This is a genomic window from Streptomyces sp. LaBMicrA B280 (genome assembly GCF_049222185.1).
GTDB lineage: Bacteria > Actinomycetota > Actinomycetes > Streptomycetales > Streptomycetaceae > Streptomyces > Streptomyces murinus.
Genome location: NZ_JBMJCT010000033.1, coordinates 271038 through 295634 on the forward strand (window position 1 = coordinate 271038; position 24597 = coordinate 295634).

The window sequence follows — 24597 nt, forward strand, 5'->3', positions numbered from 1 at the left end:
GCGAGCCGTTCTTCGCTTTGGCCAAGGTCTCTCCGCCACAGACATCGGGGACGCCTTCTTGGTGGCGGGCGACGGGCTGAGGGGGTTCAGGGGGCCGCCCTGCCTCCAGGGGCGGGGCGGGTGGCCTGCGTGGGGCTATGGGCTCTCAGGAATATGGGGGCGCCGACAGCAGATGGTTAAGTATCGCAAACATCATGCACGTCATGGTGACCAAAATGGTCGGCTTCATCGGCGTTGCTCTCTCGATGCACGGAGACACTATGAATCACACGAACAAACGTTCGTCATCGGACGCTTGACGATCATGTGTGCGGGTACTTTTGCAAACTCCGTGCCCGAAGTCAATTTGGTGACCGTGCGAGAGAAAGGGCTGGTCAGTCCCGCTGCTGTTGCCGGGGAGCGGTGCGCGCGGTGGCGAGGGCCCCCGCGGCTCGGGAAGCTTCCGCGGGAGCGCCGATTTGCCTGCTCACGGCGAGGCTCTCCTCGAGGTGCGCCATCGCCTGCGTCACGCGACCGGTGTCCAGTTCGGCGACAGCGGCGTCATAGGCCGTGTCGACCACCTCGCCCGCGGCGTTGATGCGCCGGGCGAGGGTGAGTGCGGCGATGTGGAGCGGTACCGCCTGCTCGCTGCGGCCGGCCGCGCGATGCGCCTTGCCGATCCGGTTGAGGGCGAGGGCCTCCCCGCGCCGATCGGCCACGGCCCGGAAGACCTCCAGGGAACCCTGCGACAGGGTCAGCGCCTCTTCCGTCTGCCCCAGCCCTATCAGGGCGTTGGCCAAGTTCATCTGAAGAGTTGCTTGCTCTCTTCTGTCGGACCTTTGCGTCGCGAGGGAAATGGCTTTTCGGTAGGCGATCTCGGCAGATTCCAGATCGCCCGTTCGCGTCGATACCTCAGCCAGATTGTTGAGCGAAACAAAGATGCCGCGCTCGTGGCCGATCGCGGTGAATTCGGAAAGTGCAGAGTTGAAGCAAGCCAGTGCGGCATCGTTTTTGGCAAGGCTTAAGTAGGTCGAGCCCAATATGTTGTGACTACGAGCCGCCTGGAGCCCATTTTCCATTTGCATACGAGAATCAAGGGTCTGTTCTTGTAGGGCTTGCACCAGCCCGTACTGGCCCGTCTGCCACAGTGGAATGCAGAGCTGGTTGACACATTCGCACTCCAGCTCCGGATCCCCCAGGGTGCGTGCCAGCTCCAGGGCTTCGCGTGCGGCCGAGATCGCTTCGTCGTAGCGGGAGCGATGACTGTGCGCGACGCCGAGGTCGAGCAGCGCCCGTGCCTGCGCTTTGCGGTCCCCTGCGACGGCCCAGTGCGCGACGGCCCGCCTGAGCAGCGTCTCCGTCGCGGTCAGCCGTCCCCGTGTGTCCAGCAGCTCGGTCAATACATGCACGGACAAGGCGAGTTGACGCTCGGTTCCGTGCGCGCTGATCCAGCCCAGCGTGTCCGCGAGGTTGCCGCTCTCGGTGATCAGCCATTTCTCGGCCGCGGGTACGTCATCGATCTCGGGAAGGCTGATGAAATCGTCGGCGTCCAGGCTGGTACGAGAACGGTAGGGGTGTACTAGACGGTCCGCGCGATCCGCCGCCCCCATATAGAACGTCGCCAGTCGCGCCATCGCCGCCCGCGACTCCGTTTCCTCCGCGTCGCTCAATGAGCGCGCGTAGGTACGCAGAAGATCGTGCAGGGTGAAGCGATGCGGGGCCGGTTCGGAAACCAGATGCTGGGTGAGCAGCTGCTCCAGCGCCCGCTCGGTCACGGCGAGGGGCAGACCGGTCAGCGCCGCCACCGCGTGCGGCCCGAACTCCATTCCGGTGTGGAGGCTCGTCCGGCGGAAGACCAGCTGTTGTTCGGCGGTCAGCGTGCGATAGGACAGCGCGAACACATGCTCCAACGTCCGTTCACCGTCGCGGAGTTCATCGAGCCCGCCCGCTCCGGCGGTCAGCTGCCGCAGCAGGTCCGCCGCGGTCCACGACGACCTGGCCAGCAACCGGCTCGCCGCGATCTCCACGGCCAGCGGTAAATGACCGCAGACGCGGACGATGTCCGCGATCTCCGCCGCCCGGGACCGCCCGCCCGTGCCGAGCCGCCGCTGGAAGAGGGCGATCGCGTCGTCGCTCGGCAGCACGTCGAGCGAGACCGACCGCGCGCCCGGCAGGCCCGTGAGCCGACGGCGGCTGGTCACCACGACCGCCGTCGGCGAGGCGCCGGGCAGCAGTTGCCGTACCTGCTCCGAGCAGACCGCGTCGTCCAGGATCACCAGCATCCGCCGGTCCCGCGCCAACGACCGCCACATCGCGATGAGTTCCTCGGTGTCCTGCGGCAACTCCTTGCCTTCCGGGCCGAGCACCCGCAGCAGCGTGGTGAGCGCGCGGTCCGGGGCACCGGCCGTCCGGTCCGCCGCGTGGCCGCCGAGCCGTACGAAGCAGCGGCCGTCGGGATAGCGGTCCGCCACCTGGTACCCGCAGTGCACCGCCAGCGCGGTCTTGCCGACGCCCCCCATCCCCTCCACGGTCACCACGGCACCCGACTCGCCCCCGCCCTCGCCCCCGCCCTCGGACAGGGCCGAGGTGAGCCGCCGTAACTCCGCGCGGCGGCCGATCCAGGGGACGTCCCGCGGCAGGTTGTCCGGCACGGGACGGCCCACCCGTGCGGCGGGCCGACGGCGGGGGCCCTGGCCGTACAGCGCGCCCGCCGGGGTGCCGGCCAGGATCCCCTCCTGGATGCGATGGAGGCGCCGGCCCCCGTCCAGACCGATGTCCCGGATGACCCGTTGCCGGGTGCGTTGCAGCAGCTTGGTCGCCTCCGCCGTACGGCCGCCGCCGTGCAGCGCGACGGCCAGCAGCCCCACCAGGGCCTCGTCCACGGGGTGTTCGGGTGCCAGGGGGGCGAGGACCGGCACCGCCTCGGTGAACCTGCCCGCGTTCATGAGGAGTTCGGCGCGGGTCATGGCGGCGATCAGGGCCGTCTCGCCCACCGTGGCGCGCAGGTGGTCGGGCCAGGAACCGGAGATCCCGGCGAGCGGCTCGCCGTACCGGTGGGTGTCCGCCCGTTCCAGCAGCTGGAGCGCCGCGTCGTCGTCGCTGCCCTTGAGCGCGCGGGCCTGTTCGACGCAGCTGGTGTAGGCGCGCAGGTCGACGCGGTCGGGGTCGACATGAAGGACGTACGAGTTCGTCCGGCTGGTGATGGTCGGCGCGTCGGGGTCGGCCGTCCGCAGGGCGCGGCGCACCCGGGAGATATGGGTGTGCAGCGTCTCGCGGGCGGTGGCCGGGGGGTGGTCGTCCCAGATGCGGTGGACCAGGCTGTCCACGCTCACGGACCGCCCCGCGTCCCAGGCCAGCGCGGCCAGGGCGGCCCGGGACTTGGTGGGCCCCAACGGCCCGGCCCGCCCGCCGACGCGCACCTCGATCGAACCTGAGAGCCGAATCTCGAACTCCACCAGAGTCCTCCCGCCGGGCCTGTACTGGCCGGGCATACGAGAGTGTCATGACCCCGCTCACGCTGGCTATGCGCGCGCCGCACGATTCCGAATGTGACCGATAAACAAGATATTTTCCCGGGCCCGGCGCCCGGGGCTGGGGGTTCTGCGGGGGACGAGCCCGCAGGGGCGTCCCGGGGCGGTGCCGGGTGGCGGGAATCGGCCCGTGCTGTCCCCGTGCGATCCCCGTGTGGTCCCCGTCCGGTCTTCACATGATCTTTCCGGAATCATCGATTCCGCCGACGGTTGTCCGTGTCACGGTGGTCGGACCGATGATGATCAAGGAAAGGGGCCGCCGTGGCGGTGGAACTGACGGAACCGGTGCGGGAGCGACTGGAGGGGACGAACTTCTGGTCCGTGGCCACGGTGTCGCCGGACGGGGCGCCGCACGCGACGCCGATGTGGGTGGGGCTGGAGGACGGGCTGATCGTCTTCAACACCTCGGTCGGGCGGATCAAGGAGGAGAACCTGCGCCATGACCCCCGGGTCCACCTCTCCCACGCCGACGCCGAGAACCCCTACGACCGGGTCCTGATATCCGGCCGCGCGGTGCGCCTGGTGACGGGCGAGGAGGCCGAGCGGGGGATGGACCGGCTGGCGCGCAAGTACCTGGGACAGGACAACTACCCGTGGCTGATGGAGGGGGAGCGGCGGGTGCATGTGCTGGTCGAGCCGGAGAGGGCACGGCACGTGGTGGGGGTGGAGCCGTTCCGGGCGGGGGTGCTTCCTTCTTGAGCCTTCCGGCCGTGCTTCTTCGGGCCGCCGGTCGTGGTCGCGTACGGCGGTGTCGGGCGCGCGGCGCTCAGACGCCTGACGCCCCTCGGCGGCGCCGCAGCAGCAGCCCCGCCCCGATCACCGCGCCCGCGAGGGCGGGCAGGCCGTGGATGTCGCGGAAGGCGTTGTCCGCGACCGCTGCGGCCAGCACCGCGGCGCCCCAGACGCGCACCCGGTCGAGCAGGGGCTTCGGCCAGCCCTGCTCCTGGGCTTCGAGGAAGAGCCAGGACACCAGACCGCCGGCCAGGCCGAGCACGGCGACGGAGTTCCCGGCGCCGTGCGGCTGCCAGACGTAGCCGAGGCCCTCACCGATCGCCGCGGGCGCCAGGTACAGCGCCAGCACGCCCTTGGCGCCGAAGATCCGTTCGGCGGGGATGCCGAGGGCCATGACGGCGGGCACGGTCACCAGGGCCTGCCAGGCCGGGGACTGCACCAGCAGCGGGGACAGGGCGCGCCACCACTCGCCCGACGCCAGCGCGCCGGGATCGCGGCGCAGCGCCGCGAGCACTCCGGGGAAGGCGAACTGGGCCGCGGTCACCGCCCCGGTGACCAGGAACAGCGTCGCCGTCACCTGCGGCACCCGCCGACCGCGGGCGCCGGGCCGGGGCTCCGGGGCCGGTGTCCGTTCGTCGTGCCGTGCGCTGGTCACCCCGTACAACTCCCTTCCGCGCCATGGTCGTTCGGCCGCGCGACGGGACGCCCGCGCGGCCGGTCCATGCGTTGCACGGGCCGCCCGTGTCCCGCTGGAGCGGCTTGCCGGAGGCTATCGCGCGTGGTCGCCGGCCGGTGCGACCGGCTGTGCGGATCGGCGGTCCGCGAACTTCTCGACGGCGGCCGGGGTGACCGGCGTGAAGAAGTTGACGAGGTTGCCGTCGGGGTCGCGCAGCAGCAGCGAACGGTTGCCCCAGGGCATCGTGGTCGGCTCGGTGACGAACTCGGTGACGAAGCCGGACAGGTCCTGGTGGACGCGGTCCACGTCGTCGACCAGGAACTCCGTGATCACGCTGTGGTTGTCCGCCGGGCGGGCGGAGCCGGGCGCGAACAGCGGGACCGTGCGGGTGCCGGCGATCGCGAGCGTGGCGCCCGCGGGCCGGAGTTCGGCGAAGTCCTCGGTGGCCCAGGCCGCCCGCACCCCCAGGGCGCGCTCGTAGAACGTGACGAGGCGTGCCACGTCGCCGGTGATGATGCGGATCGAGACGAAGTCCATGAGATCTCCCTGGCCGTGCTTGAGACGTGCTGTGTTCCGCAGGCTAGGAGAAATAGTGGACAGAATCGGTCCTCTATCGGCGTTAGATTGTGCGCATGCCCCGACCCACCGGCCGCGTCCTGACCCTCCTCGAACTGCTCCAGTCGGGCGGCACCCGGACCGTGGCCGAACTGGCCGACCGCCTCGGCGTCGAGGGCCGGACCGTGCGCCGGTACGTGGACCAGTTGATCGACCTGGACGTGCCCGTGGAGTCGGTGCGCGGCCGCTACGGCGGCTACCGCCTCGCCCCCGGATACCGGCTGCCACCGCTCATGCTCAGCGACGACGAGGCACTGGCCGTCCTGCTCGGCCTGATCGCCGGGCGCCGCACGGGGCTGACGACGGCGCAGCGCACGGCGAACGAGACGGCCTCGGCGAAGATCCGGCGCGTCCTGCCCCGGCACATCGCCGGCCGCCTGGACACCCTCCTGGACGCCCTGGCCTTCACGGACGAGCCCGGCACGTCCGCCGCCGGGGACCCACCGGACAGCGCCGTCCTCCTCACCCTCGCCGACGCGGTACGCCACCGCCGCCCGGTCTCGGTCCGCTACACCGACCGCGCGGACCGGCGCAGCGAACGCACCCTGCACCCGTACGGGATCGTCGCCCACGCGGGCCGCTGGTACGTCACCGGCGAGGACGCCTCCCGCGCCGAGGACCGCACCCTCCGCCTGGACCGCATCACCGCCGCGCGCACCCTGCCCGGCACGTTCGAGGCGCCGTCCGGCCCCGACCCGGCCGAGCGCGTCCTGGCCGCCTTCGCCACCGCCGCCTACCGCCACCAGGTCACCCTGCGGATCCACGGCACCCCGGCCCGGATCCGCACCCGCCTGCCCGCCACCGTCGCCACGGTGAGCGATCCCGCGGCGGACTCGGACTCGGACTCGGGCTCGGGCTCGGGCTCGGGCTCGGACCCGGCAGCCGAACGCTGGCTGCGCGTCGAACTCCGCGCGGAACACCTCGACTGGCTCCCCCCGCTCCTCGCCTCCCTGGACCGCCCCTTCGTGATCGAGGGACCGGACGAACTGCGCTCCCTGATGGCGGAGTTCACGGAGCGGCTGACGTCCTACGCCCGTGCCTGACCGGGCTCGCCGTGGTCCGGGGGGGCATGACGGTGGTGCGCCCGGCCGCGCGGTGCCCCTTTCCGCCGTGGCCTCGGCACCGCCGATGCCAGAAAGAACGCGTCCCCGGGCCTGCCATCGGCCCGAGGACGCGTCCTCTCATCTCGTCCATGTGTTCCGGCTACGGGTCGGCACTCCAAGGCCCGTCCCGTCAGCGGGGCACGGCTACGGGTTCGTCCGCCGCGGCCGACGCGCCTGCGCCCCGCCCCGGCCGTTCCCGCCACGAGCACCGGCGCTCTGACCGCCCTGGCCGGCACCGCTCTCGCCGCGCACGGCGGCACCCTGGCCGCTCCTGCTCCGGCCCGAGCCCTGCCCGGCGGCCCAGCGCGACCACACCGCCAGCGCCCGGCGGGCGGCGCCCAGCGCGGGGGCGCAGAACATCGGTCCACCGGCCAGCTGGGCGGGGGCGGTGTGGCAGCGGGGCCGGTCCGGCGCGTCGTCCCGGCCGCGCAGCAACTCGTCGAGCGGGAAGGTGAGATGGCCCGGTACGAAGACGTCCCGCAGGACGGCGGTGTGGCTGCCGGTGCCGCGCAGCCCGGTGGCGTCCCAGGTGTCGGCCACGTCCACCGCGTCGGCGGGCACCGCGAGGACCCGTATCCCGCCCGCCGGCTCCGGCGCCGCCACCAGCACCCAGTCGGCGCTGTCGATGCCGCTGACACAGCCCCAGGTGCCGGTCACGCGCCACCCGCCCGGCACCGGTTCCGCCCGCCCGGCCGGCGGCATCAGCCCGGCCGCGATCCGCACGTCGGGCGACGCGCCCCACAGCCGCCGCTGCCCCTCCTCGGGCAGCAGCGCGGCGAACCGCCCGTGCGCCGCCCACAGCATGGCGACCCAGGCGGCCGACGGGCATGCCTCGCCCAGCTCCGCGATCCTCGGCAGCAGGGCCCCGAACCCGCCCTCCGCGCCGCCCCAGCGGCGCGGTACGAAGTGCCGGGCCGCCCCGGCCGCGGTCAGGGCGGTGACCACCTCGCCGGACAGCCGGCGGTTACGGTCGGCGGCCCGGGCGTGTGCGGCGGCCGTGTCGAAGGCGCTGGTCCAGGGCATGCGAACTGCTCCTTAAATAAAGTGCGTTCATGAAGGTATTATTTGAGGGGCCTCGGTTCAGTGCCGAACCCGCCCCTCCGAAGGGACTCGCGATGGCGAAACAGGCGCGCTCGCGCCGCACCCACGAACTCGTCCTCGACGCCGCCGCGGCCGAGTTCGTCCGGCACGGGTATCCGCGCGCCAACCTGCAGCACGTGGCCGCCCGCACCGGACTCACCAAGGGCGCCCTGTACGCGCACTTCGCCTCCAAGGAGCACCTGGCCAGAACCCTCACCGACCATCTGGACCAGGTGGTGGACGAGGTCCTCGCCCGGCACGCGGCCGCGGACCTGCCGGCGTACCAGCGGCTGCGGGCCCTGTCCTGCACGCTCGCCGAACGCATCGAGTCGGACGTGCGGTTCAACGCGGCGCTGCGGCTGGTGATGGACGAGGCCGCCTCGGCGCCGAAGCCGCCAAGGCTGCTGTCCGATCTGCGCGCCCTGGCCGCCGAGGCGGTGGCGAGCGCCGGGAGCGGGGGAGTCCCGGCGGAGCGGCTGTCGACCGAGTCGCTGGCCGATCTCGCCACCGTGATCCTGATCGGCTCGTACTGCACGGCGCCCGACCCCGAGCGCAGCGGTCTCGCCGAGCGGGTGCGCGATCTGTGGGACGCGGTCGGGGCGGTGCCTCAGGCCGCGGACGGTACGACGCCCCGCTGAGCACCGGCACCGGACGCGCTCCGGTCGACGGCCTCCCACAGGGTCCGGCAGGTGGCGACCGGCTTGCCGGACTGTACGGCGTCCAGGGTCAGCCGGGTCCGGCCGGAGCCGGTGTTCGGGTGCAGCTCGCGCACCAACAGCTCGATGGGCGCGTCCAGTTCGCCGAAGGCCAGGCAGTCCAGCTCCATGCCGAGCAGGGCGTGCCCGGCGTCCCGCGCGGTGTCGCCGGGGTGCAGCAGCAGATGGCCGAGCTGGCGGAACCCCTCCAGGGTGACCACCAGCGGCACATGGTCGCTGGGGTGGTCGAACAGCACCGGGTGCGCCACGTCGATGAGCAACTGCCAGGGGCCGTCCGCGCGTTCGCGCACCAGGACGCTGTCCTTGGCGCGCAGTCGGCCGACCGTCGCCGGGTGCGCCCGGTGCGGGAGGCCCGGCGCCGGTGTGGGCACACCGGCGCCGCAGGGTCTGACGCGTCGGCCGCGCAGCATGGCGTACCGCTTGTCGTCCACGGCCACCACATGCAGCGCGCCGCGCCCGCAGACGCGCCCGCCGACCGTGAGGACGACCTCCAGGCGCATGCCGAAACGATTCGGCGGGCGGTTGTTGACCCAGATCCACTGGGCCTCCAGGACCGTCGTCAGCGGTTCGCCGCCGACGCGCAGGGCGTCCCGGTCCGTGATCTCGAACTCCGCGCCGAAGCCGATGAAGCGGTGGGTGAGCGGCACGTCGTAGTAGGCGTGCGCCAGATAGACGAGGGACTGGCGGATCGTCTCCATGAACAGCAGCGGGTCGCTGGTGCCGTCGCTGCCCGGCGAGTAGAGGGCGTGGTCGCGCGGCCACTGGGCGGCCACCAGGAAGCTGTGCTCGCCGGTGCGGACGGCGTCGGTGAGGAAGACCTCCGCGATCGCCGCGCGGTGCACCATGTGCCGGGGCACCGGCTGAAGGAAGCTGAGCTGTGGGCGCTCGGGCCGGGCGGCGGACCCGGGCAGCGGAGCGAGAAGTGGACGGGCGACAGGCTGATGCATGGTCTGGACCCCCAGTGAATGTATTCACGCAGACGAGCAACACCGGCACGACTCTTCCGGACATCGGACCGCCGCTTACAATACATTCCCGAAGGTATCTTTCAAGGAGCGCCCGGAGGATGGACAGCATGGCCGTGGAACCCAGTGCCCCCAGGTCCCTGCCCGACCGGGGCACCGCCCCCCGGCACCGGGACACGGGCCTCAAGCAGCAGCGCGCCGTGCGAACCCGGGGACAGGTGCTCGACGCCGCGGCGGAGGCCTTCGCCACCCGGGGCTTTCCCACCGTGACCGTGCAGGACGTGGCCGAGCTGGCGGGGGTGACCAAGGGCGCGGTCTACTTCCATTTCGCCAACAAGGAGGCGCTCGCCCAGGCGGTCGCCGAGGAGTTCTACCACCTGCTCGGGATCATCGGGCAGGAGGTGAAGGAGGCCGATCTGGCGCCGCTTGAGGCGGTGGCGGAGCTGCTGATGCGTACCGCGGCCGCCTTCCGCGACGACACGATGGTGCAGGCGGGCGCGCGTCTGCAGATCGAGCGCTCGCTGATCGGCGCCGAACTGCCGATGCCGTACCTCGGCTACACGCGGGCCGTCACCGGCTGGCTCCGCCAGGCCCATGAGGCGGGGCAGCTCCCGGCGTCCGTGGACCCCGAGGCCACCGCCCGCGTCCTCGTCTCCGCCTTCTTCGGCGCCCAGCACATGTCCTGGGTCCTCAACGACCGCGCCGACATCGCCGAACGGGTGGCGGAGATCCTCACGGCGGTGGTGCCGAAGGCGTAGAGGTAGAGGTAGGGGGACGGACGGGGCCGCCCGCGGCGGGATCGGCCCGCAGCGAGGGAGGCTCCCATGGACCCCGGCATCGGCATCCCCACCCGGCGGGCACGTCTCCGTCATGCCTGAGCTCCCCGACGTCGAGGGCTTCCGCCGCCTGCTGGACTCCGGTGCCCGGGGCCGCGTCGTACGCCGGGTCGACGTCCGCGACACCGGTGTCCTGCACGGCATCGGCGCGCGCGGATTGCGGGACGCGCTGGAGGGGCGGCGGTTCGCGGAGCCGGAGCGGCGCGGGAAATGGCTGCTGGCCCGCACCGACGGACCCACCCTGCTGCTGCACTTCGGCATGACCGGCCTGCTGCTGTGGGCCGACCCGGACGACCCGGTCGAGGCCCATGACCGCGTCCTGTTCACGCTGGCCGACGACCGTCGGCTGCGCTACCGCGACCAGCGCAAACTCCGGGGCCTGTGGCTGGCCCACGACGAATGCGAGGTCGAGCGGCTGCTCGCGGGCCAGGGCCCCGACGCGCTGACGGTCACCCGGGACGACCTCGCGGCCGCCCTCGCCACCCGCCGCGGCCGCCTCAAGACCACCCTCACCGACCAGTCCGTCCTCGCCGGTCTCGGCAATCTGCTCGCCGACGAGATCCTGTGGCGGGCCCGGCTGCGCCCCGACCGCCGGGCCCGCGATCTCACCCCGGCCGAACTCCGGCGCCTGCACACCCAGCTGCGCCGCACCCTCCGCTCCGCCGTGCCCACCGGCCGCGTCCCGCCCCGCGCCTCCTGGCTCACCGGCCACCGCGACGACCCGGACCCGGCGTGCCCGCGCTGCGGTACCCCGCTGCGCCGGACGCGGCTGGGGGGCCGGGGGACGGTGTGGTGCCCGCGGTGCCAGGGGGACGGGGACTGAGCCGCCCCCGGGAGCCCGGCCCACGGAGAGGCGCCCCCTCGGGGTGTTGGCGAACCGCTCCCGCCGACGGCGGCCGGTCCGCCGCCGAACGCCTGTCGACGGCGGGCGCCGATCCGACCGCCCTCGGCTGCGGTGCGCGACCGGTACGCGACGTACACCGGCGGCGAGATCGGCGTACGCGAGGTGCCCCTGGCGGTGAGATCGGCGTACGCGAGGTGCCCCTGGCGGTGAGATCGGCGTACGTGACGTGCCCCTGGCGGTGAGATCGGCGTACGCGAGGTGCCCCTGGCGGTGAGATCGGCGTACGCGAGGTGCCCCCGGCGGTGAGATCGGCGTACGCGAGGTACCCCCGGCGGTGAGTCCGGCCGCACGGACCACCCGGACCCGAGCCCGGCGTGCGCCTGCCCGCTTCCCGCAAGCGCGGGCCGCCGCCTAGCCCTCTTCCGGGAAGCGGGCCGGCCGGGCCTCTCCGGCGAAGAACGTCTTGGCCCGTACGACCGCCCGCTCGTCGTCGAGCACCTGCCCCGGCCGGGTGCCGTTGCCGAGCAGCACGCCGCCGAAGTTCATCCCCATGTAGGCGGCCGAGTGGTGCAGGGTGAGCTCCAGCGGCCGGGCCACGGACTCCTCGCGGTGCGCCATCGCCGTCACGCCCCACAGCGAACGCCCCGCCATCGCCGCCCTGAAGCCCGGGTCCGGCGTGGACAGCCACTTCGACCAGTAGTCGAGGTAGCGCTTGGCGTACGAGGACAGGGAGTACCAGTACAGCGGGGAGACGATCACGATGTCGGTGGCGGCGAGCGTCGCCCGCCGCAGCGCGGGGGCGTCCCGGCGTGCCGGGTGTCCACGAAGCCGGGCAGCGGCAGCCGCGCCAGATCCAGCCAGCGCCGCTCGGTCGCCACCGGCAGCTGCTCGGCCGCGGCCCGTGCCAGCAGCTCGCTGTTGCCGCCCGGCCGGGCGCTGGCGAGAAGGAAGAGGAACGAACGGTCCACGCGAACCCCCGAGTACGTGCGACTGAGTACCTCGCGTGCAACTCCGCCCACCGCCACGGTATTTCCCGCCTCCGCCACCACTCCCCGCTCACCGGGGCGTCCGCTCCGCGCACCGATATCGCGACTGACAGACCGCCGGAGCGGTGCTTATGATGCTCGCGATGAAGAACTTCTCCTCGTACGGATTGGGGGAATCGTTCGCTCAGGGTGAGTGCTGATGGCATCTCACTTCGCGAACGACCTTCCGCCCCACCTGCTGATGTGGCAGCGCGTGCGCGAGTACGCCGTGCCACCGTCCATGATCGAGACCGCGACCGCACGCCGTGCGGCCGGCGACTGGGCGGGGGCCTGCGCCGCCGCCCGGGTCGACACCGATCTCGATCTGCGCGCCGTGCGCGACCGCCACGGCACCGAACTCACCACCCGCCTGCGCGCGGACCTGCGCCGACTGGCCCCCGATCTGCTGCGCTGGCACATGCCCCGGATCGCCCCCGACGGACGCCTCCGCCCCGGCCTCACTCTCTCCCTCGCGCGGTACGGAGGTCACGGCGACGCCCCGCCCGTCCAGCTGGTGGTGCGGACGCCACCGGCCCGCGCGGCCGCCGGGCAGCGGATGTCCCTGGCCCTGTGGGAGGGGCCCGGCGACGGCGCCTTCGGGCACCACCCCCACCCGCATCCCGACCGGCGCTTCCGCCTCGATCTGCACCGGCACCTCTGGGACGGGGCGCGCAGCGGCGAACTGGCGCGGCGGTGCGGCCCGCCCGACCAGGACTCCCCTTGGGCGCACGCCACTTGGGCCGCCGAGGCGGAGCTGCTGCTGCGGGCCGAGGGACGCCCGCGCGGTGCCTTCACCGTACGGCTCGGTGCGCGCGGTCGCGCCGTACTCGAACTCGTCGCCCCCGACGACGCCCACGTCCCGGCGTTCCGGCCGCTGTCCTACGGCCTTCCGGCCCAGGAAGTCGCCGCGCTCCCGGTGCTCCCGGAGGCCGCGGCCCGGCTCCTGCCGGATCTGGAGCTGCTGCGGTCCGGGCTGATCACGGCCGGGCGGCTGCATCCGCTCGTCGCCGGGGCGCTGAGGGCCGTCGGCCCGCTCGCGCGTGATCCGGCCCGTGTCCCCGGCCCCGCCCCCGAATCCCACGATCCGCACCGCGTGGCGTGCCGGGGCGAGACGCATCGGATCCTGCTGCGGGACGGGGTGCTCACCGCGGTCGACCACCACCCCGCCGAACTGCGCCGCGAGGAACTGCTGGTGGCGCTCGGCGGCCCCGCGCTGCCGTGCCTGCGGGCGATCGACGCGGTGCACCGCGACCCGGAGGCGTTGCCCGCGGTACGGGAGCGGCTCGGCCACGGTGACATCGCCGGTGCGCTGGCCGTCGTCGAGGGGCTGCTCGGTCCCGCCGCGACGCTGCGCGACGGACCCCTGCGGCGGGAACTGGAGTCGGCGGCGGCCCGCCGTGTCGACCAGGGGGTCTTCCGCGCGGGGCTGGTCGCCGTGCACCCGGCGGCCCGGCGCGTCCCGGGAACCGGCCCCACCGAGCCGGACCACCGCCCCCGGCTCGACCGCCATACGCCGCGAGCGCTGCGCCGCAAGCGGGGCAGCCGCCCCCGGCCGCGCACCGGCCTGCTCTGACCCGCGCCGATCCTCCGTCCCGCTCCCCCCGCCGCCGCACCGCCCTGCCGACGGCGCACCCCGCGCACTCCCCGCACCACCACTCTCCGACCTCCGGGACGGCGGCCTCCCCCGTCCCCCTTCCCACCCAGGTGATGCCCATGACCTCCGCCACCCTCCTCCCCGCGCCGGTGTCCACCCCCACCGGCCCCCAACTCGCCGTGGCCGAGGACCTCTTGGCCCTCCTCCGTACGACCGCCACGGAGCCGCGCCCCGACGAGCAGCTCGAAGCGCTCACCCTGGCCGTCGCGGCCGATCTGCCCGTGCTGCTCTGGGGCGAGCCGGGCATCGGCAAGACCGCGGCGCTGACGCAGCTCGCCGCCACCCTCGATCTGCCGCTGACCACCGTGATCGCGAGCGTCCATGAGCCGTCCGACTTCTCGGGGCTGCCCATCGTGGGCGACGACCCGGAGGTGCGGGGCGTGCCGATGGCGCCGCCGCAGTGGGCCGTTCAGCTGGTACGGGCCGGACGGGGGCTGCTCTTCCTGGACGAGCTCTCCACCGCCACCCCGGCGGTCCAGGCCGCGCTGCTCCGGGTCGTCCTGGAGCGCAGGGTCGGCGCGCTCCAACTGCCGCCCGGGGTACGGATCGTGGCCGCAGCCAACCCGCGCGCCTCGGCGGCGGACGGCTGGGAGCTGAGCCCGCCGCTGGCCAACCGGTTCGTGCATCTGTACTGGGTGCACGACCGGGAGGTGGTGGTGCGGGGCCTCGGCGGGGTCTGGCCCCGGGCGGAGCTGCCCCGGCTGCTGCCGGAGCGGCTGCCGGAGGCGGTGGCGTACGCGCGGCGCGCGGTGTGCGGGTTCCTGGAGGCCAGGCCGACGCTGATCCACCGGCTGCCGAGCACCGAGACCCGGCGCGGCGGCGCCTGGCCCTCGCCGCGCAGCTGGGAGGCCGCGCTGACCCTGCTGGCCTTCGGCACGGCGGCCGATGTCTCCAAGGAGGTGCTGGCGCTGCTGGTGCGGGGCGCGGTCGGGGACGGCCCGGGGTTCGAACTCCTCGCCCATCTCGACCGGATGGACCTCCCCGACCCGGAATCGCTGCTCACGGATCCGGCGTCCGCCGAGCTGCCGGAGCGGGGCGATCTGCGGCAGGCGGCGCTGGAGGCGGTGGTGGCCGCCGTCGGCGCCCGGCCGCGGCGGGAGCGGTGGGAGGCGGGCTGGGCGGTACTCGTCCGCGCCCTGGAGACCGGCGCCCCGGACCTGCTGGTCGCCCCGGCGACGGCGCTGGCCACGCTGCGACGGGACGAGTGGGAGGTGCCGGAGGCGGTGGAACGCCTGGCCGGGGTGATCGGCCTCTCCCAACGGGTTGCCCGGTCAGTGGGGTTGGCCACCGGACCCGCCAAGTCGGCCACTCCTGCGGCGCCGTCGTTCACGTCGACCCCGCCGAGGCCGGCGCCCCCTTCGACCCCGCCCGCCAACTCCCCCCGAACGACGGGCACTCCTCGATGACGACGACACCCGCCGGTCACCCGCCCCGGAACCCCGTGCCGCGCCCGGTGCCCCCACCCCGCCCGGTACCCACCACCGCCCCGCGCCCCCCGGCCACCTCCGGCGCACCGGACGGCGGCGGCGCACCGTACAGCGGCGGCGCACCGTACAGCGGCGGCGGCCCCCGTCCCGGACTCCCCCTGGACATGGACAAGTTGCTCGCCGCCCGCCTGCACGCGGTGCGGGTGCGCCCCTACCTCGCCGCCGCCCTCTTCGCGCTGCACGTGGTCGAGGACCGCTCGGTGCCGACGATGGCGGTGGACGCGCACTGGCGCTGCTACGTCTCCCCCGGCTTCGTGGCCCGCACCCCGCTGGAGGAGCTGGCGGGTGTCTGGGTGCACGAGGTCTCCCACCTGCTGCGGGACCACCACGGACGCGGCGAGCGGTACGCCCGCGAGCACGAGGACCCCGGACCGGGGGAGCGCGGCGCCACGGCCGGGGGCCGGGCCTGGCTGCGGCTGCGGCAGAACATCGCCGCCGACTTCGAGATCAACGACGACATCTACGGCGACGGCCTCCCCCTCCCGGCCGGCGCGGTCCTGCCGTCCCTGCTGGGGCTGCCCGACGGGCTGCTGATGGAGGAGTACCTGCGGACGGCGTCGATGTCCGGCCTCACCGGGGACCTGGCCTGGCTGGACTGCGGCAGCGGCGCCGACGGGCAGCGGCGGCCCTGGGAGCTGGGGCCCGCCGGGGCGCACGGGCTGAGCGGACAGCAGCGGGACGCGATCCGCTTCCGGGTCGCGGAGGGCATCAAGGGCCGGCCGGGCGACGCACCGGAGGGATGGCGCCGGTGGGCGGACGAGGCGTTCCATCCGCCGCAGCCATGGCGGCAGTTGCTCGGCGCGGCGGTCCGTGCGGCGGCCGGTGCGCCGGGGGTGGGCGAGAACCACAGCTACCGGCGCCCCTCCCGCCGCTCGGCCGGTGTCCCCGGGGTGCTGCTGCCCAGCCTGCGCCGCAGCCCGCCCCGGGTGTGCGTGGTGATCGACACCTCCGGTTCGGTGAGCGACGCGGAGCTGGGCGGCGCGCTGCTGGAGGTGGCGGCGATCTCCCGGGCGGTGGGCGGGCGGCGGGACCTGGTCTCGGTGCTCTCCTGCGACGCGGCGGCCGGGATCGCCGTACCGCTGTGCCGCGCGGAGGACATCCCGCTGGTCGGCGGCGGGGGCACGGATCTGCGCTCCGGTTTCGCCCGGGCGCTGCTCTCCCGGCCTCGCCCCGATGTGATCGTCGCCCTCACCGACGGCCAGACCCCCTGGCCCGCCGCGCCCCCGCCCTGCCGTACCGTCGTCGGCCTCTTCCCCCGCCCGGCCCGCGCCACCGCAGAGGAGGACCCCGACTACGCCCCGGACACCCCGCCGCCCTGGGCCCGGGTCGTCACCATCGGCTGAGGGGGGCCCTCAGCTCACCACGTACGCGTTGTACACCGTGGTCGTGGAGCTGTCCCCGTGCGTGTCGGTGACCGTCGAACGCAGGCCGACACGGCCGGTGGCCGGGTTGTGCACGGCGATGGTCCACTTGCCGCCGGAGAGCTTCGCCGCGGTGGTGTGCCAGCTGCCGCCGCCGTCGGTGGTGTACCAGGCGCGCACGGACTTCACCCCGTCCGGCAACCGGGCCACCGAGCCGTCGCCGGTGCCGTCGCGCCGCATGCCGAGGTCGACGGACGTGGTCGAGCCGGGGACGGCCCGGTTGCGGGTGTCGAGCCCGTTCGGCCAGAACCGGGTGACGTAGTCACGGATCTCCTGGTTCTTGGCCGGGTCCGCGTAGAAGCGCAGGGTGAGGGTGGAGGTGGTCGACAGCGAACCGGAGGGCAGGCCGCGCCGGCCGACCTCGCTGAACGTGTACCAGCCCGCACCGGGGATCACCGGCTGCGCGCTCGGGGTGCTCGACGGGCTGAAGGCGTGCGAGTAGAGCGTCTTGCCCGAGTGGGTCAGCTTGACGGTGCCGGTGGCCAGCGTCCCGCCCGCGGGCAGGGTCGGGTCGGCGAACGGGTCGAAGACGTCGAGGTACAGCTGGTGGTACCAGGTGTACGGCATCGCCCCACCGGGCCCCCACACCGCGTGCCCGAGCGTCAGCGACGTCGTCTTTCCGGCCGCGTAGTTGTGAAACCCGTCGTAGACGAAATCGCGCGCCTGCTGGCTCACGCTCCACTGGCCGGGCGGGAGATGGGCGGTGAAGTAGTTCGGCAGGTCGCGCCGGAGGGACAGGTGGTTCGTGGACATCGGGCAGGAGTCACCGCTCGATATCTGGTTGTCGAACGAGAACCGCGCCGACCCGCTGTCCGGGCCCGAACGCGCGGACACCTTGAGCGCGGTCAGCCCGGACCGCTTCAGCGCCGCCGAAACCCCCGACGGCACACCGCCCTTGTGCGTGGCGGTCGCCAGCCAGACGTCACCGCCCGCCGCCGACGTCGGCTCGTACGTCGTGCCGTACGACAGCTCGTACGCCTTGCTGCTCGACGGGATGACGTACAGGTCGCCCGGCGCCGCCGACAGACCCATGACGGCCGGGCCGTTGTCGGCGGTGCAGACGTACGCGCTCACGCTGCGGTCGTACCCGCCGCCCGGACTCGGACTGAGGGAGACGCTGACCGGGCGCCCCTGACGTGCGTCGAACGTGGTCTTCGTGCTCCCGGAGACCGTCACGCTGTGCCCGCCGACCGTGCCCCGCCCACCGGTGGAGTCCGTGAAGGACGTGGCGAGTTCGTAGCTGCCGTCGGGCAGCGACGCCGCCTTGTTGCTGGTGATGTACCGGAAGTCGTACGTCTTGGTGTTGTAGACCGCCACCTGCGCGTACACCGGCTTGCCGCCGCTGTCCAACGTCGTGACGGTGAGCGACCCCTTGGCCGCCGCCGATGCCGTCGAGGCACCGGCGAGAAGAAGCGGCGCGAGTACGGTGACGACACTCGCGGCCGCGGTGATCCGCCGCATCTGACCCCCCAGTGGTACGCGACAAAAACGAGCCACGGTAACGCACGATGCCCACAGCCCGGACACCGGCCCGACCCGGCTCGGTCGGCCGGTTGCGAAGACCTGGAGACGGCCGGTTCGCCATGGGGCGGTGCGTTCACGAGGCGATGGCCGACATGGCCGACGGCCACATCGACAACGAAGAGCTGATCCGCGCCATGTTCAGCCGGGGTGGCCGCCGACAACGCGGCCCGGACGCTCATCGAGCACAACAGGGGCGCGGCCGTCTCCGCCTTCGCCGACCCGTTCTGGCGCCGCTACCACCGGCACGGGAACGGCTGGCTGACGGACCTCGCCGATGCCCGCAACCGTCTGTCGGCAGCTCGCTCTGGCTGCTGTAGGCGGGCCCGGGGCCGGCTCCCGCCACCGGGGAGCCGGGGCCGTGCCCCTGGTGCCGTCACCGCAGGATGCCCCAAGCTGGCCCGCATGGACTCGCTGCCGCTGCTCTCCACCCTGGCCGGTGCCGCGATCGGCATCGTCGCCACCGTCATCGCCGACCGGAACCGGTGGAAGCACGACGACGCCAAAGAGGCCCTGCGGCTGCGGCTCGACATCTACACGCAGTACACCACCACCGTGAAGGTCCTCGGCGAGACCCTGCGGGCCCTCGCCCAGCGCGAGCACCCGTCCGACGACGAGCGCGCCCTCGCGCTGCGCGAGGCGTTCCGGGACTCCGGCATCAGCATCGCCTCGGAACGGATGTGGCTCATCGCCCCCCAGCCCGTCGTCAAGGCGTCCAACGGCGTCTTCCACTGCCTGCGCCGCATCTGCGACGGCTACGCCACCGGCACCGCGGTCAGCAGCCCGGAGGACCGCGCCCGCTGGGGGGCCCGCGGCCAGGCGGCCGCCAGGATGCGCAAACTCATGCGCGAAGACCTCGGCGTCGGCCCGCTGGCGGAACGCCACAGCCCGCTCCTCGACGACGACTACGACGAGCCCCCTGGGCAGTGAGCGCGCGCCCAGGGGAATCCCCCACAAGCCCCCGCGCCCCCGGCCGATCGCGGCGCGCGGAGGCGTGCGGCGTCAGTGGGTGCCGGTGATCGGCCGGCGGTCGGGGCACAGGGAGTCCGGCTGCGCGTTCGCGGCCTGCCAGCCCTTGATGTCCACCCGCGTGCCGGGCCCGACGGCGTCGTACACCTCCTTGCCGGTCTCGTACGGCAGGACGAGGGAGCCGGAGGTGTTGCGGGCGACGCTGACGAAGCTCTCGGAGGGATCGAGGGCCCAGAACAGCAGCCGCTCGTGGTGATGGCGGTCGGTGAAGGTGACCACCCACCGCTTGAGCGGCGATGCCATGCCGCTGCCGGCCGGGCCGGGCGTGGTCAGCGTCGGGTACTTGGCGGTGACCGTGACCCTCGTCTCGCCGATCGGGCAGATGGGTACGGGCACGGCGATGCCGTACCCCTTGCCCTTGATGTCCAGGACTTCGGAGTTCAGGTCGACCGTCACCCGCTGGACGGGGGTACGGAACGGGGCGGCGGGCCGGGTGGTGCGGGTCACGGACGTCGCGGGAGGCGCGGCCGGCCCGGTGGGGGAGTCGAGGACACCGGTGGTGAGGACGGTGAGGGCCGCCGCCGCGAGGGCGGCGGTGGAGAGCGCGGCGCGCCGGTTGCGGCGCCGTCGTACCGCCTGGTCTCTGACCTGCGCGCCCGAGGTCGGGACCGGCGCCGTCCCCGCTTCGGCCAGGCGGCGGAAGCGGGCGTTCAGCTCCGACTCGGTCAGCGGCTGCGGGAGTTGCTGCTCAGGCACAGGCTTCCTCCGTCGGGTGCGGTGCTTCGCTCACGAGGTGAGCGGCGAGTGCGGTACGGCCGCGTGACAGGCGCGCCTTTATGGTGCCGGGAGCCGCGCCGGTCTCGGCGGCGATCTGCTCCACGCTCAGATCGCACAGGTGATGCAGTACGACCGCGGTCCGCTGGGCTTCCGGCAGGCGGCGCAGAGCGGTCACCAACGCCACGTGGTCCGGGCTCGGTTCGGACACCGCTCGCGGGGCGTGCTCGCCCCGGACCAGCTGCCACCAGTGGCGCGTTCGCCGCCACCGGCTCATCGCCAGACGGTGTGCCACCGTGCGCAGCCACGCCTCCGGATCCCGGTCGCCGTTCAGGACGGACGCACGCCTGTCCCAGGCACGGATGAACGCCTCCTGGACCACGTCCTGGGCCTCGGCCTGATCACCCGTCAGGGCGTACAACTGGCCGACCAGACGCGGGTAGGCAGCCGTGTAGAAGAGGTCGAACTCGTCTTCGGTCACCTGGTGGTGCTTTCTTCTTACGGCGCGGGGCGTGTGGGGTACCGCTGCCGTTGCGGCGGGGGTCATGCGGTCGTGGCGGCGCCCGCGGCGCTGTGGTCGAGCCACTGCTTCCAGGTCAGGTTCCAGTCGCCGTAGCCGTTCCCGGGGGCGACCGTGTCCTTGTTCGCGCCGGTGACCTTGATGACGTCGCCGACCATGACCCGGCCGTAGAAGCCCTTGGCGGTGCTGGTGGCGAGACCGACACAGCCGTGGGTGACGTTGCTGTGTCCGGCCGCCGTGTCGGCGTGCGGGTTCTGGTGCACGTAGGTACCGGACGCCGTCAGGTGCAGGGCCCAGTAGTAGTAGCCGCGGTACGTGTCGTTCGGGCCCATGCCCACGGTGCGGGAGTCCATGAACACCTTGGGCTGCTTGTCCATCACGACCATCGTCCCCTTCCAGGTGTCCAGCCCCGGCTTCCCCGCGGTGATCGGGACGCGGCTCGTCCTGCCGTCGGTGTCGACGGTCATCATGTCCGTCTTCGTGTCGACGGTGGCGACCAGCGACCGGCCGATGGTGAAGCGGCTCACGCCGTGCGAGCCGCGGCGCAGGGTGATCTTGGTGCCGGGCTTCCAGTACGTGCTGCTGGGCCGGAAGTCCACCCGCTGCCCGTCCAGCAGGTTCCGGTCCCGCACCCAGCTCCAGGCACCGGTCGTGCCGGACGAGGTCTGCACGCGCAGCCAGCTCTCCACGGCCTTGCGCTCGGCGGCGGGGACCGGCCGGGGGAAGGTGACGGAGATCGGCATGCCCACGCCGACCGTGTCCCCGTCGGATATGTGCACCTGCGCCCGCGCGAGCACGGCGGGTTCCGGTACGGACGGAGCCGGGCGGGCGCCGGACGCGCCGCCCCCACCGCCGTTTACGGCCTTCGCGGCGGACGACGCCTCGGCATCCGGTGTGCCGGCCGTCCGAACGCCGGTACCCGCGCTCGCCGAGCAGCCGACGGCCGAGAGCAGAGCGACACAGACCGCGACAGCGGCCCCGAGACGGCCGGCGGTCCGCCCCGTCGAACGGTTCGAGTACATGAGGGCTCCTGTGAGATGAGGTTGTCGACTCCTCTACGCACGGGCCCGGCACCGGGTTGCATCGCATCGGAACTTTTTCCACGAGGACAGCGAAAAGGCCCGGGTCTGCTGACCTGGGCCTTCTTTCATGGAGCGGGTGACGAGAATCGAACTCGCGCTCTCAGCTTGGGAAGCTGATGTTCTACCATTAAACTACACCCGCGTAAGTACGGACAAAGTTCCCGAGAACGGTCCCTGTCCGACGCTCGCTCACTGTACCTCATCGCAGGCTCCCGGTGCTCAAGGCCCGGGGGCCTGAGCGGGTTTCAGGGTGGGGATCCGGCTGCGGGGGGCGGGAGTTGGGGCGTACGGTGGGGGCGCTGGGAGAGGGTCCGGGTGGGGCCGGAGTGCCGCCTGGAGAGTCGTCTCTTTGATCCCGTAATGTGGCTTTTGTCGTCGGGTTGGTCGGCCCGACGAGGCTCTTGGGGAAGGGACTTAAGGGACTTGATGGAACGCACCGTCGTCCGCTGTGCCGATGGGCACGTCTTCAGCACCGCTTCGTTCCCGATGCAGCAGGCCGAGCGGCTCGGTCCCGGTCGGCTCATGCGGTGCCCTCGATGCGCGCGGCTCCGCAGCGTCGTACCGGTCGCCCTGCAGAAGCAAGGGTGAACGGCGAAGTCAGTACGCACGCGGGGTAGCCGCGTCGTCACCACCGGCGCGCGGAGTCGTCACGATTGTCATGGCTCCGCGCGCCTTGCGTATCCTCGCTACGTGCTTCTCTCAGACAAGGACATCCGGGCCGAGATCGACGCCGGGCGGGTACGGATCGATCCCTTTGACGAATCCATGGTTCAGCCGTCGAGCGTCGATGTTCGGCTGGACCGCTACTTCCGGGTGTTCGAGAACCACCGGTACCCGCACATCGACCCCTCCGTCGAGCAGACCGATCTGACGCGGCTGGTGGAGCCGGAGGGCGACGAGCCGTTCATCCTGCACCCCGGCGAGTTCGTGCTCGCGTCGACGTACGAGGTCATCTCGCTGCCCGACGACCTCGCCTCGCGGCTCGAGGGCAAGAGCTCGCTGGGCCGGCTCGGGCTGGTCACCCACTCCACCGCCGGGTTCATCGACCCGGGCTTCAGCGGTCACGTCACCCTTGAGCTGTCGAACCTCGCCACCCTGCCCATCAAGCTCTGGCCGGGGATGAAGATCGGCCAGCTGTGCCTGTTCCGGCTGTCCTCGCCCGCGGAGTTCCCGTACGGCAGTGAGCGCTACGGCTCGCGGTACCAGGGCCAGCGCGGGCCGACCGCCTCGCGGTCCTATGTCAATTTCCATCGGACCCAGGTGTGAGGGCATCCAGAACATGAGTGACGTGCGGGAGAATCTGACCTACGAGGCGTTCGGCGGCGCCATCCGCGAGCTGGCCCAGACCATCGCGGACGACGGGTACGAGCCGGACATCGTGCTCAGCATCGCCCGGGGCGGTGTGTTCGTGGCCGGTGGGCTCGCCTACGCCCTCGACTGCAAGAACATCCACCTGGTGAACGTCGAGTTCTACACCGGCGTGGGCACGACCCTCGAAATGCCGGTCATGCTCGCGCCGGTCCCGAACGTGATCGACTTCTCCGACAAGAAGGTCCTGATCACCGACGACGTCGCCGACACCGGCAAGACGCTCAAGCTGGTCCGCGACTTCTGCCTCGACACCGTCGCCGAGGTGCGCTCCGCGGTGGTCTACGAGAAGTCCCACTCCCTCGTGAAGTGCGAGTACGTCTGGAAGCGCACCGACGACTGGATCAACTTCCCGTGGAGCGTGCAGCCGCCCGTCGTGAAGCGGGACGACCAGGTGCTCGACGCCTGAGGAACCCCCAGGAACACGGGTACCCCTAGGAACACAGGCATGTGAGAGGGCCCCGGTGCCGTGACACCGGGGCCCTCTCACATGTCTGGCGAACCAGGGACTAGAACGTGCCCAGCTTCACGATCGACAGCAGCGCGATCAGCTGGATCGCCGACGCGCCCAGCGCCTTCGGCCACGGCAGGTCGTGGGAGCGGGACACCATCATGGTGAGCAGCGCGCCCGCGGCGAGCCAGGTGGCCCAGCCGAGTATCTGGACGAAGCCCGCGTCACCGCCGAAGAACATGGCGAAGACCAGGCGGGGCGCGTCCGTGAGGGCCGTGATCAGCATGGACAGGCCCACCGTGGGCTGCCAGGCGCCGTCGCCGCCGAGCTGGCGGGCCAGGGTGTGGGTGACCACGCCGAGGATGAACAGGCCGAGCACCATCACGACCGCGGTGATCAGCACGATCGGCACCGCGTTGGACAGCGTGGCGCCGATGGCCTCCTTGCGGGCCTCGTCGAAGCCGAAGACGGCGAGCAGGCCGTAGAGGAAGGTCACGATCAGGGCCGGGCCCCACATCGTGTAGTCCCGCATGCGCAGGAAGGTCGGGTCGGGGGAGAGGACGATCCCCCGCAGCAGTTCCTTCCAGTGCAGCGGCGGCCCCACCGGCGGGGCGGGCGCGGCGGCGGAGCCGGCCTGGTAGGTCGCGCCCTGGGTGTAGCCGGCGGCCTCGTCGATCGAGAAGGCCTGGGTGTGGCCCGGGGTGTTCGCCGCGTACGGGTCCGGCGTGCCGCTCCCGTAGCCGTCGTCGAAGTACTCCGGGCCGTCGTCCGCCGGACCCTGCTGGCCGTAGGGCCGGCCCTGCCGCGGGTGCGACTGCTGGCCGTACGGCTGTTGCCCGTACGACTGCTGGCCGTACGACTGCGGTGCGTGCGGGGGCTGCCCGTACGACTGCTGCCCGTACGAGGGCTGCGGCGGCTGCGGTGACGGGTAGCCGTACGACGGCCGTCCCGCGCCCTGTCCGGGCGCCTGGGGCCCCTGCTGCCCGTACGACGACGGGCCGCGTCGCCCGCCCGACGGGCCGGAGCGGCCGTACGACGGTCCCTGCGGCGCCTGCTGTCCCTGGGGGGTGCGGTCGTCCCGGCCCCCGCGTCCGATCCTGAATCCAGCCACGTCATCGAACGTACCTGGTCCCGGAGGGTGACGTGCCGGGCCCGGCGGTCCGGACCCGGCATTGCGGCCGACCTGTGACATCCCCTAAGGGGCCGTCAGCCGTTTCACCAGGGATGGTTCCGGGTTTGAACCGTCTCC

Annotated in this window: 21 protein-coding genes, 1 tRNA gene and 1 pseudogene; 11 read left to right on the forward strand and 12 right to left on the reverse strand. The window is 72.7% G+C overall.

Annotated features, from left to right (window positions below):
- Positions 1-374 precede the first annotated feature (374 nt).
- Entirely contained in the window at positions 375-3434 is a 3060-nt protein-coding gene (locus ACLF5H_RS26190; protein ID WP_421678464.1) for an AfsR/SARP family transcriptional regulator, read from the reverse strand.
- Between the two features lie 336 nt (positions 3435-3770).
- Between ACLF5H_RS26190 and ACLF5H_RS26195 the strand changes: the two genes are divergently transcribed.
- Complete coding sequence (locus ACLF5H_RS26195) at positions 3771-4208, forward strand: PPOX class F420-dependent oxidoreductase (RefSeq protein WP_421678465.1); 438 nt, start codon at positions 3771-3773, stop codon at positions 4206-4208.
- Between the two features lie 67 nt (positions 4209-4275).
- Here the strand turns inward: ACLF5H_RS26195 and ACLF5H_RS26200 are convergent, their stop codons facing one another.
- On the reverse strand, positions 4276-4896 hold the full coding sequence (locus tag ACLF5H_RS26200) for a rhomboid family intramembrane serine protease (protein ID WP_421678466.1): 621 nt from the start codon (positions 4894-4896) through the stop codon (positions 4276-4278).
- Between the two features lie 114 nt (positions 4897-5010).
- The gene (locus ACLF5H_RS26205; RefSeq protein WP_421678467.1) at positions 5011-5454 is read right to left on the reverse strand and encodes a VOC family protein; all 444 of its coding nucleotides are present in this window, start codon (positions 5452-5454) and stop codon (positions 5011-5013) included.
- Between the two features lie 95 nt (positions 5455-5549).
- Between ACLF5H_RS26205 and ACLF5H_RS26210 the strand changes: the two genes are divergently transcribed.
- A complete protein-coding gene (locus ACLF5H_RS26210) occupies positions 5550-6575 on the forward strand; it encodes a helix-turn-helix transcriptional regulator (RefSeq protein ID WP_421678468.1) in 1026 nt (341 codons plus the stop codon).
- A 204-nt stretch (positions 6576-6779) separates the two neighbouring features.
- Here the strand turns inward: ACLF5H_RS26210 and ACLF5H_RS26215 are convergent, their stop codons facing one another.
- A complete protein-coding gene (locus ACLF5H_RS26215; protein WP_421678469.1) occupies positions 6780-7658 on the reverse strand; it encodes a hydrolase in 879 nt (292 codons plus the stop codon).
- Positions 7659-7750: 92 nt separating this feature from the next.
- Here ACLF5H_RS26215 and ACLF5H_RS26220 point away from each other — a divergent pair, with 92 nt between their 5' ends.
- Positions 7751-8353: a TetR family transcriptional regulator gene (locus ACLF5H_RS26220; protein WP_421678470.1), complete on the forward strand. Its 603-nt coding sequence runs from the start codon at positions 7751-7753 to the stop codon at positions 8351-8353.
- On the opposite strand, the gene ACLF5H_RS26225 is transcribed toward ACLF5H_RS26220, so the two are convergent.
- Positions 8323-9378 carry a ScbA/BarX family gamma-butyrolactone biosynthesis protein gene (locus tag ACLF5H_RS26225; RefSeq protein ID WP_421678471.1) on the reverse strand — a complete coding sequence of 352 codons (1056 nt, stop codon included), beginning with the start codon at positions 9376-9378 and terminating at the stop codon, positions 8323-8325. The genes ACLF5H_RS26220 and ACLF5H_RS26225 overlap by 31 nt on opposite strands.
- A 119-nt stretch (positions 9379-9497) precedes the next feature.
- On the opposite strand from ACLF5H_RS26225, the gene ACLF5H_RS26230 reads away from it, so the two are divergent.
- The gene (locus ACLF5H_RS26230; protein WP_421678472.1) at positions 9498-10154 is read left to right on the forward strand and encodes a ScbR family autoregulator-binding transcription factor; all 657 of its coding nucleotides are present in this window, start codon (positions 9498-9500) and stop codon (positions 10152-10154) included.
- A gap of 112 nt (positions 10155-10266) precedes the next feature.
- Complete coding sequence (locus tag ACLF5H_RS26235) at positions 10267-11055, forward strand: Fpg/Nei family DNA glycosylase (RefSeq protein WP_421678473.1); 789 nt, start codon at positions 10267-10269, stop codon at positions 11053-11055.
- 432 nt (positions 11056-11487) lie between these two features.
- Here the strand turns inward: ACLF5H_RS26235 and ACLF5H_RS26240 are convergent.
- Positions 11488-12044, reverse strand: a pseudogene (locus ACLF5H_RS26240) (flavodoxin family protein).
- Positions 12045-12261: 217 nt separating this feature from the next.
- On the opposite strand from ACLF5H_RS26240, the gene ACLF5H_RS26245 reads away from it, so the two are divergent.
- The 3 genes from ACLF5H_RS26245 to ACLF5H_RS26255 all read left to right on the forward strand — a co-directional run bounded on the left by ACLF5H_RS26245 (position 12262) and on the right by ACLF5H_RS26255 (position 16585).
- Entirely contained in the window at positions 12262-13674 is a 1413-nt protein-coding gene (locus ACLF5H_RS26245) for a hypothetical protein (protein WP_421678474.1), read from the forward strand.
- A gap of 140 nt (positions 13675-13814) precedes the next feature.
- Positions 13815-15161: an AAA family ATPase gene (locus ACLF5H_RS26250; protein WP_421678475.1), complete on the forward strand. Its 1347-nt coding sequence runs from the start codon at positions 13815-13817 to the stop codon at positions 15159-15161.
- A 185-nt stretch (positions 15162-15346) separates the two neighbouring features.
- Complete coding sequence (locus ACLF5H_RS26255; protein WP_421678565.1) at positions 15347-16585, forward strand: DUF2201 family putative metallopeptidase; 1239 nt, start codon at positions 15347-15349, stop codon at positions 16583-16585.
- A gap of 9 nt (positions 16586-16594) precedes the next feature.
- Here the strand turns inward: ACLF5H_RS26255 and ACLF5H_RS26260 are convergent, their stop codons facing one another.
- Complete coding sequence (locus ACLF5H_RS26260; protein WP_421678476.1) at positions 16595-18124, reverse strand: hypothetical protein; 1530 nt, start codon at positions 18122-18124, stop codon at positions 16595-16597.
- Between the two features lie 210 nt (positions 18125-18334).
- Between ACLF5H_RS26260 and ACLF5H_RS26265 the strand changes: the two genes are divergently transcribed.
- On the forward strand, positions 18335-19114 hold the full coding sequence (locus ACLF5H_RS26265; protein ID WP_421678477.1) for a hypothetical protein: 780 nt from the start codon (positions 18335-18337) through the stop codon (positions 19112-19114).
- A 72-nt stretch (positions 19115-19186) separates the two neighbouring features.
- Here the strand turns inward: ACLF5H_RS26265 and ACLF5H_RS26270 are convergent, their stop codons facing one another.
- The 4 genes from ACLF5H_RS26270 to ACLF5H_RS26285 all read right to left on the reverse strand — a co-directional run bounded on the left by ACLF5H_RS26270 (position 19187) and on the right by ACLF5H_RS26285 (position 21671).
- Complete coding sequence (locus tag ACLF5H_RS26270) at positions 19187-19909, reverse strand: hypothetical protein (RefSeq protein ID WP_421678478.1); 723 nt, start codon at positions 19907-19909, stop codon at positions 19187-19189.
- Positions 19902-20408: a SigE family RNA polymerase sigma factor gene (locus ACLF5H_RS26275; protein WP_421678479.1), complete on the reverse strand. Its 507-nt coding sequence runs from the start codon at positions 20406-20408 to the stop codon at positions 19902-19904. The genes ACLF5H_RS26270 and ACLF5H_RS26275 overlap by 8 nt, the downstream gene beginning before the upstream one ends.
- 62 nt (positions 20409-20470) lie before the next feature.
- Positions 20471-21469, reverse strand: coding sequence for a L,D-transpeptidase (locus ACLF5H_RS26280; RefSeq protein WP_421678480.1), 999 nt, complete (start codon positions 21467-21469; stop codon positions 20471-20473).
- Positions 21470-21597: 128 nt separating this feature from the next.
- Positions 21598-21671 (reverse strand) — tRNA-Gly (locus ACLF5H_RS26285).
- A gap of 548 nt (positions 21672-22219) precedes the next feature.
- On the opposite strand from ACLF5H_RS26285, the gene dcd reads away from it, so the two are divergent.
- Both dcd and ACLF5H_RS26295 read left to right on the forward strand, forming a co-directional pair.
- Positions 22220-22795, forward strand: a complete 576-nt coding sequence (dcd, locus tag ACLF5H_RS26290) for a dCTP deaminase (protein ID WP_421678481.1) — start codon at positions 22220-22222, stop codon at positions 22793-22795.
- A 13-nt stretch (positions 22796-22808) separates the two neighbouring features.
- Complete coding sequence (locus tag ACLF5H_RS26295; protein WP_421678482.1) at positions 22809-23306, forward strand: phosphoribosyltransferase; 498 nt, start codon at positions 22809-22811, stop codon at positions 23304-23306.
- Between the two features lie 100 nt (positions 23307-23406).
- On the opposite strand, the gene ACLF5H_RS26300 is transcribed toward ACLF5H_RS26295, so the two are convergent.
- Positions 23407-24540 (reverse strand): YIP1 family protein, encoded by a 1134-nt coding sequence (locus ACLF5H_RS26300; RefSeq protein WP_421678483.1) that lies wholly within the window; start codon positions 24538-24540, stop codon positions 23407-23409.
- Positions 24541-24597: the final 57 nt, after the last annotated feature.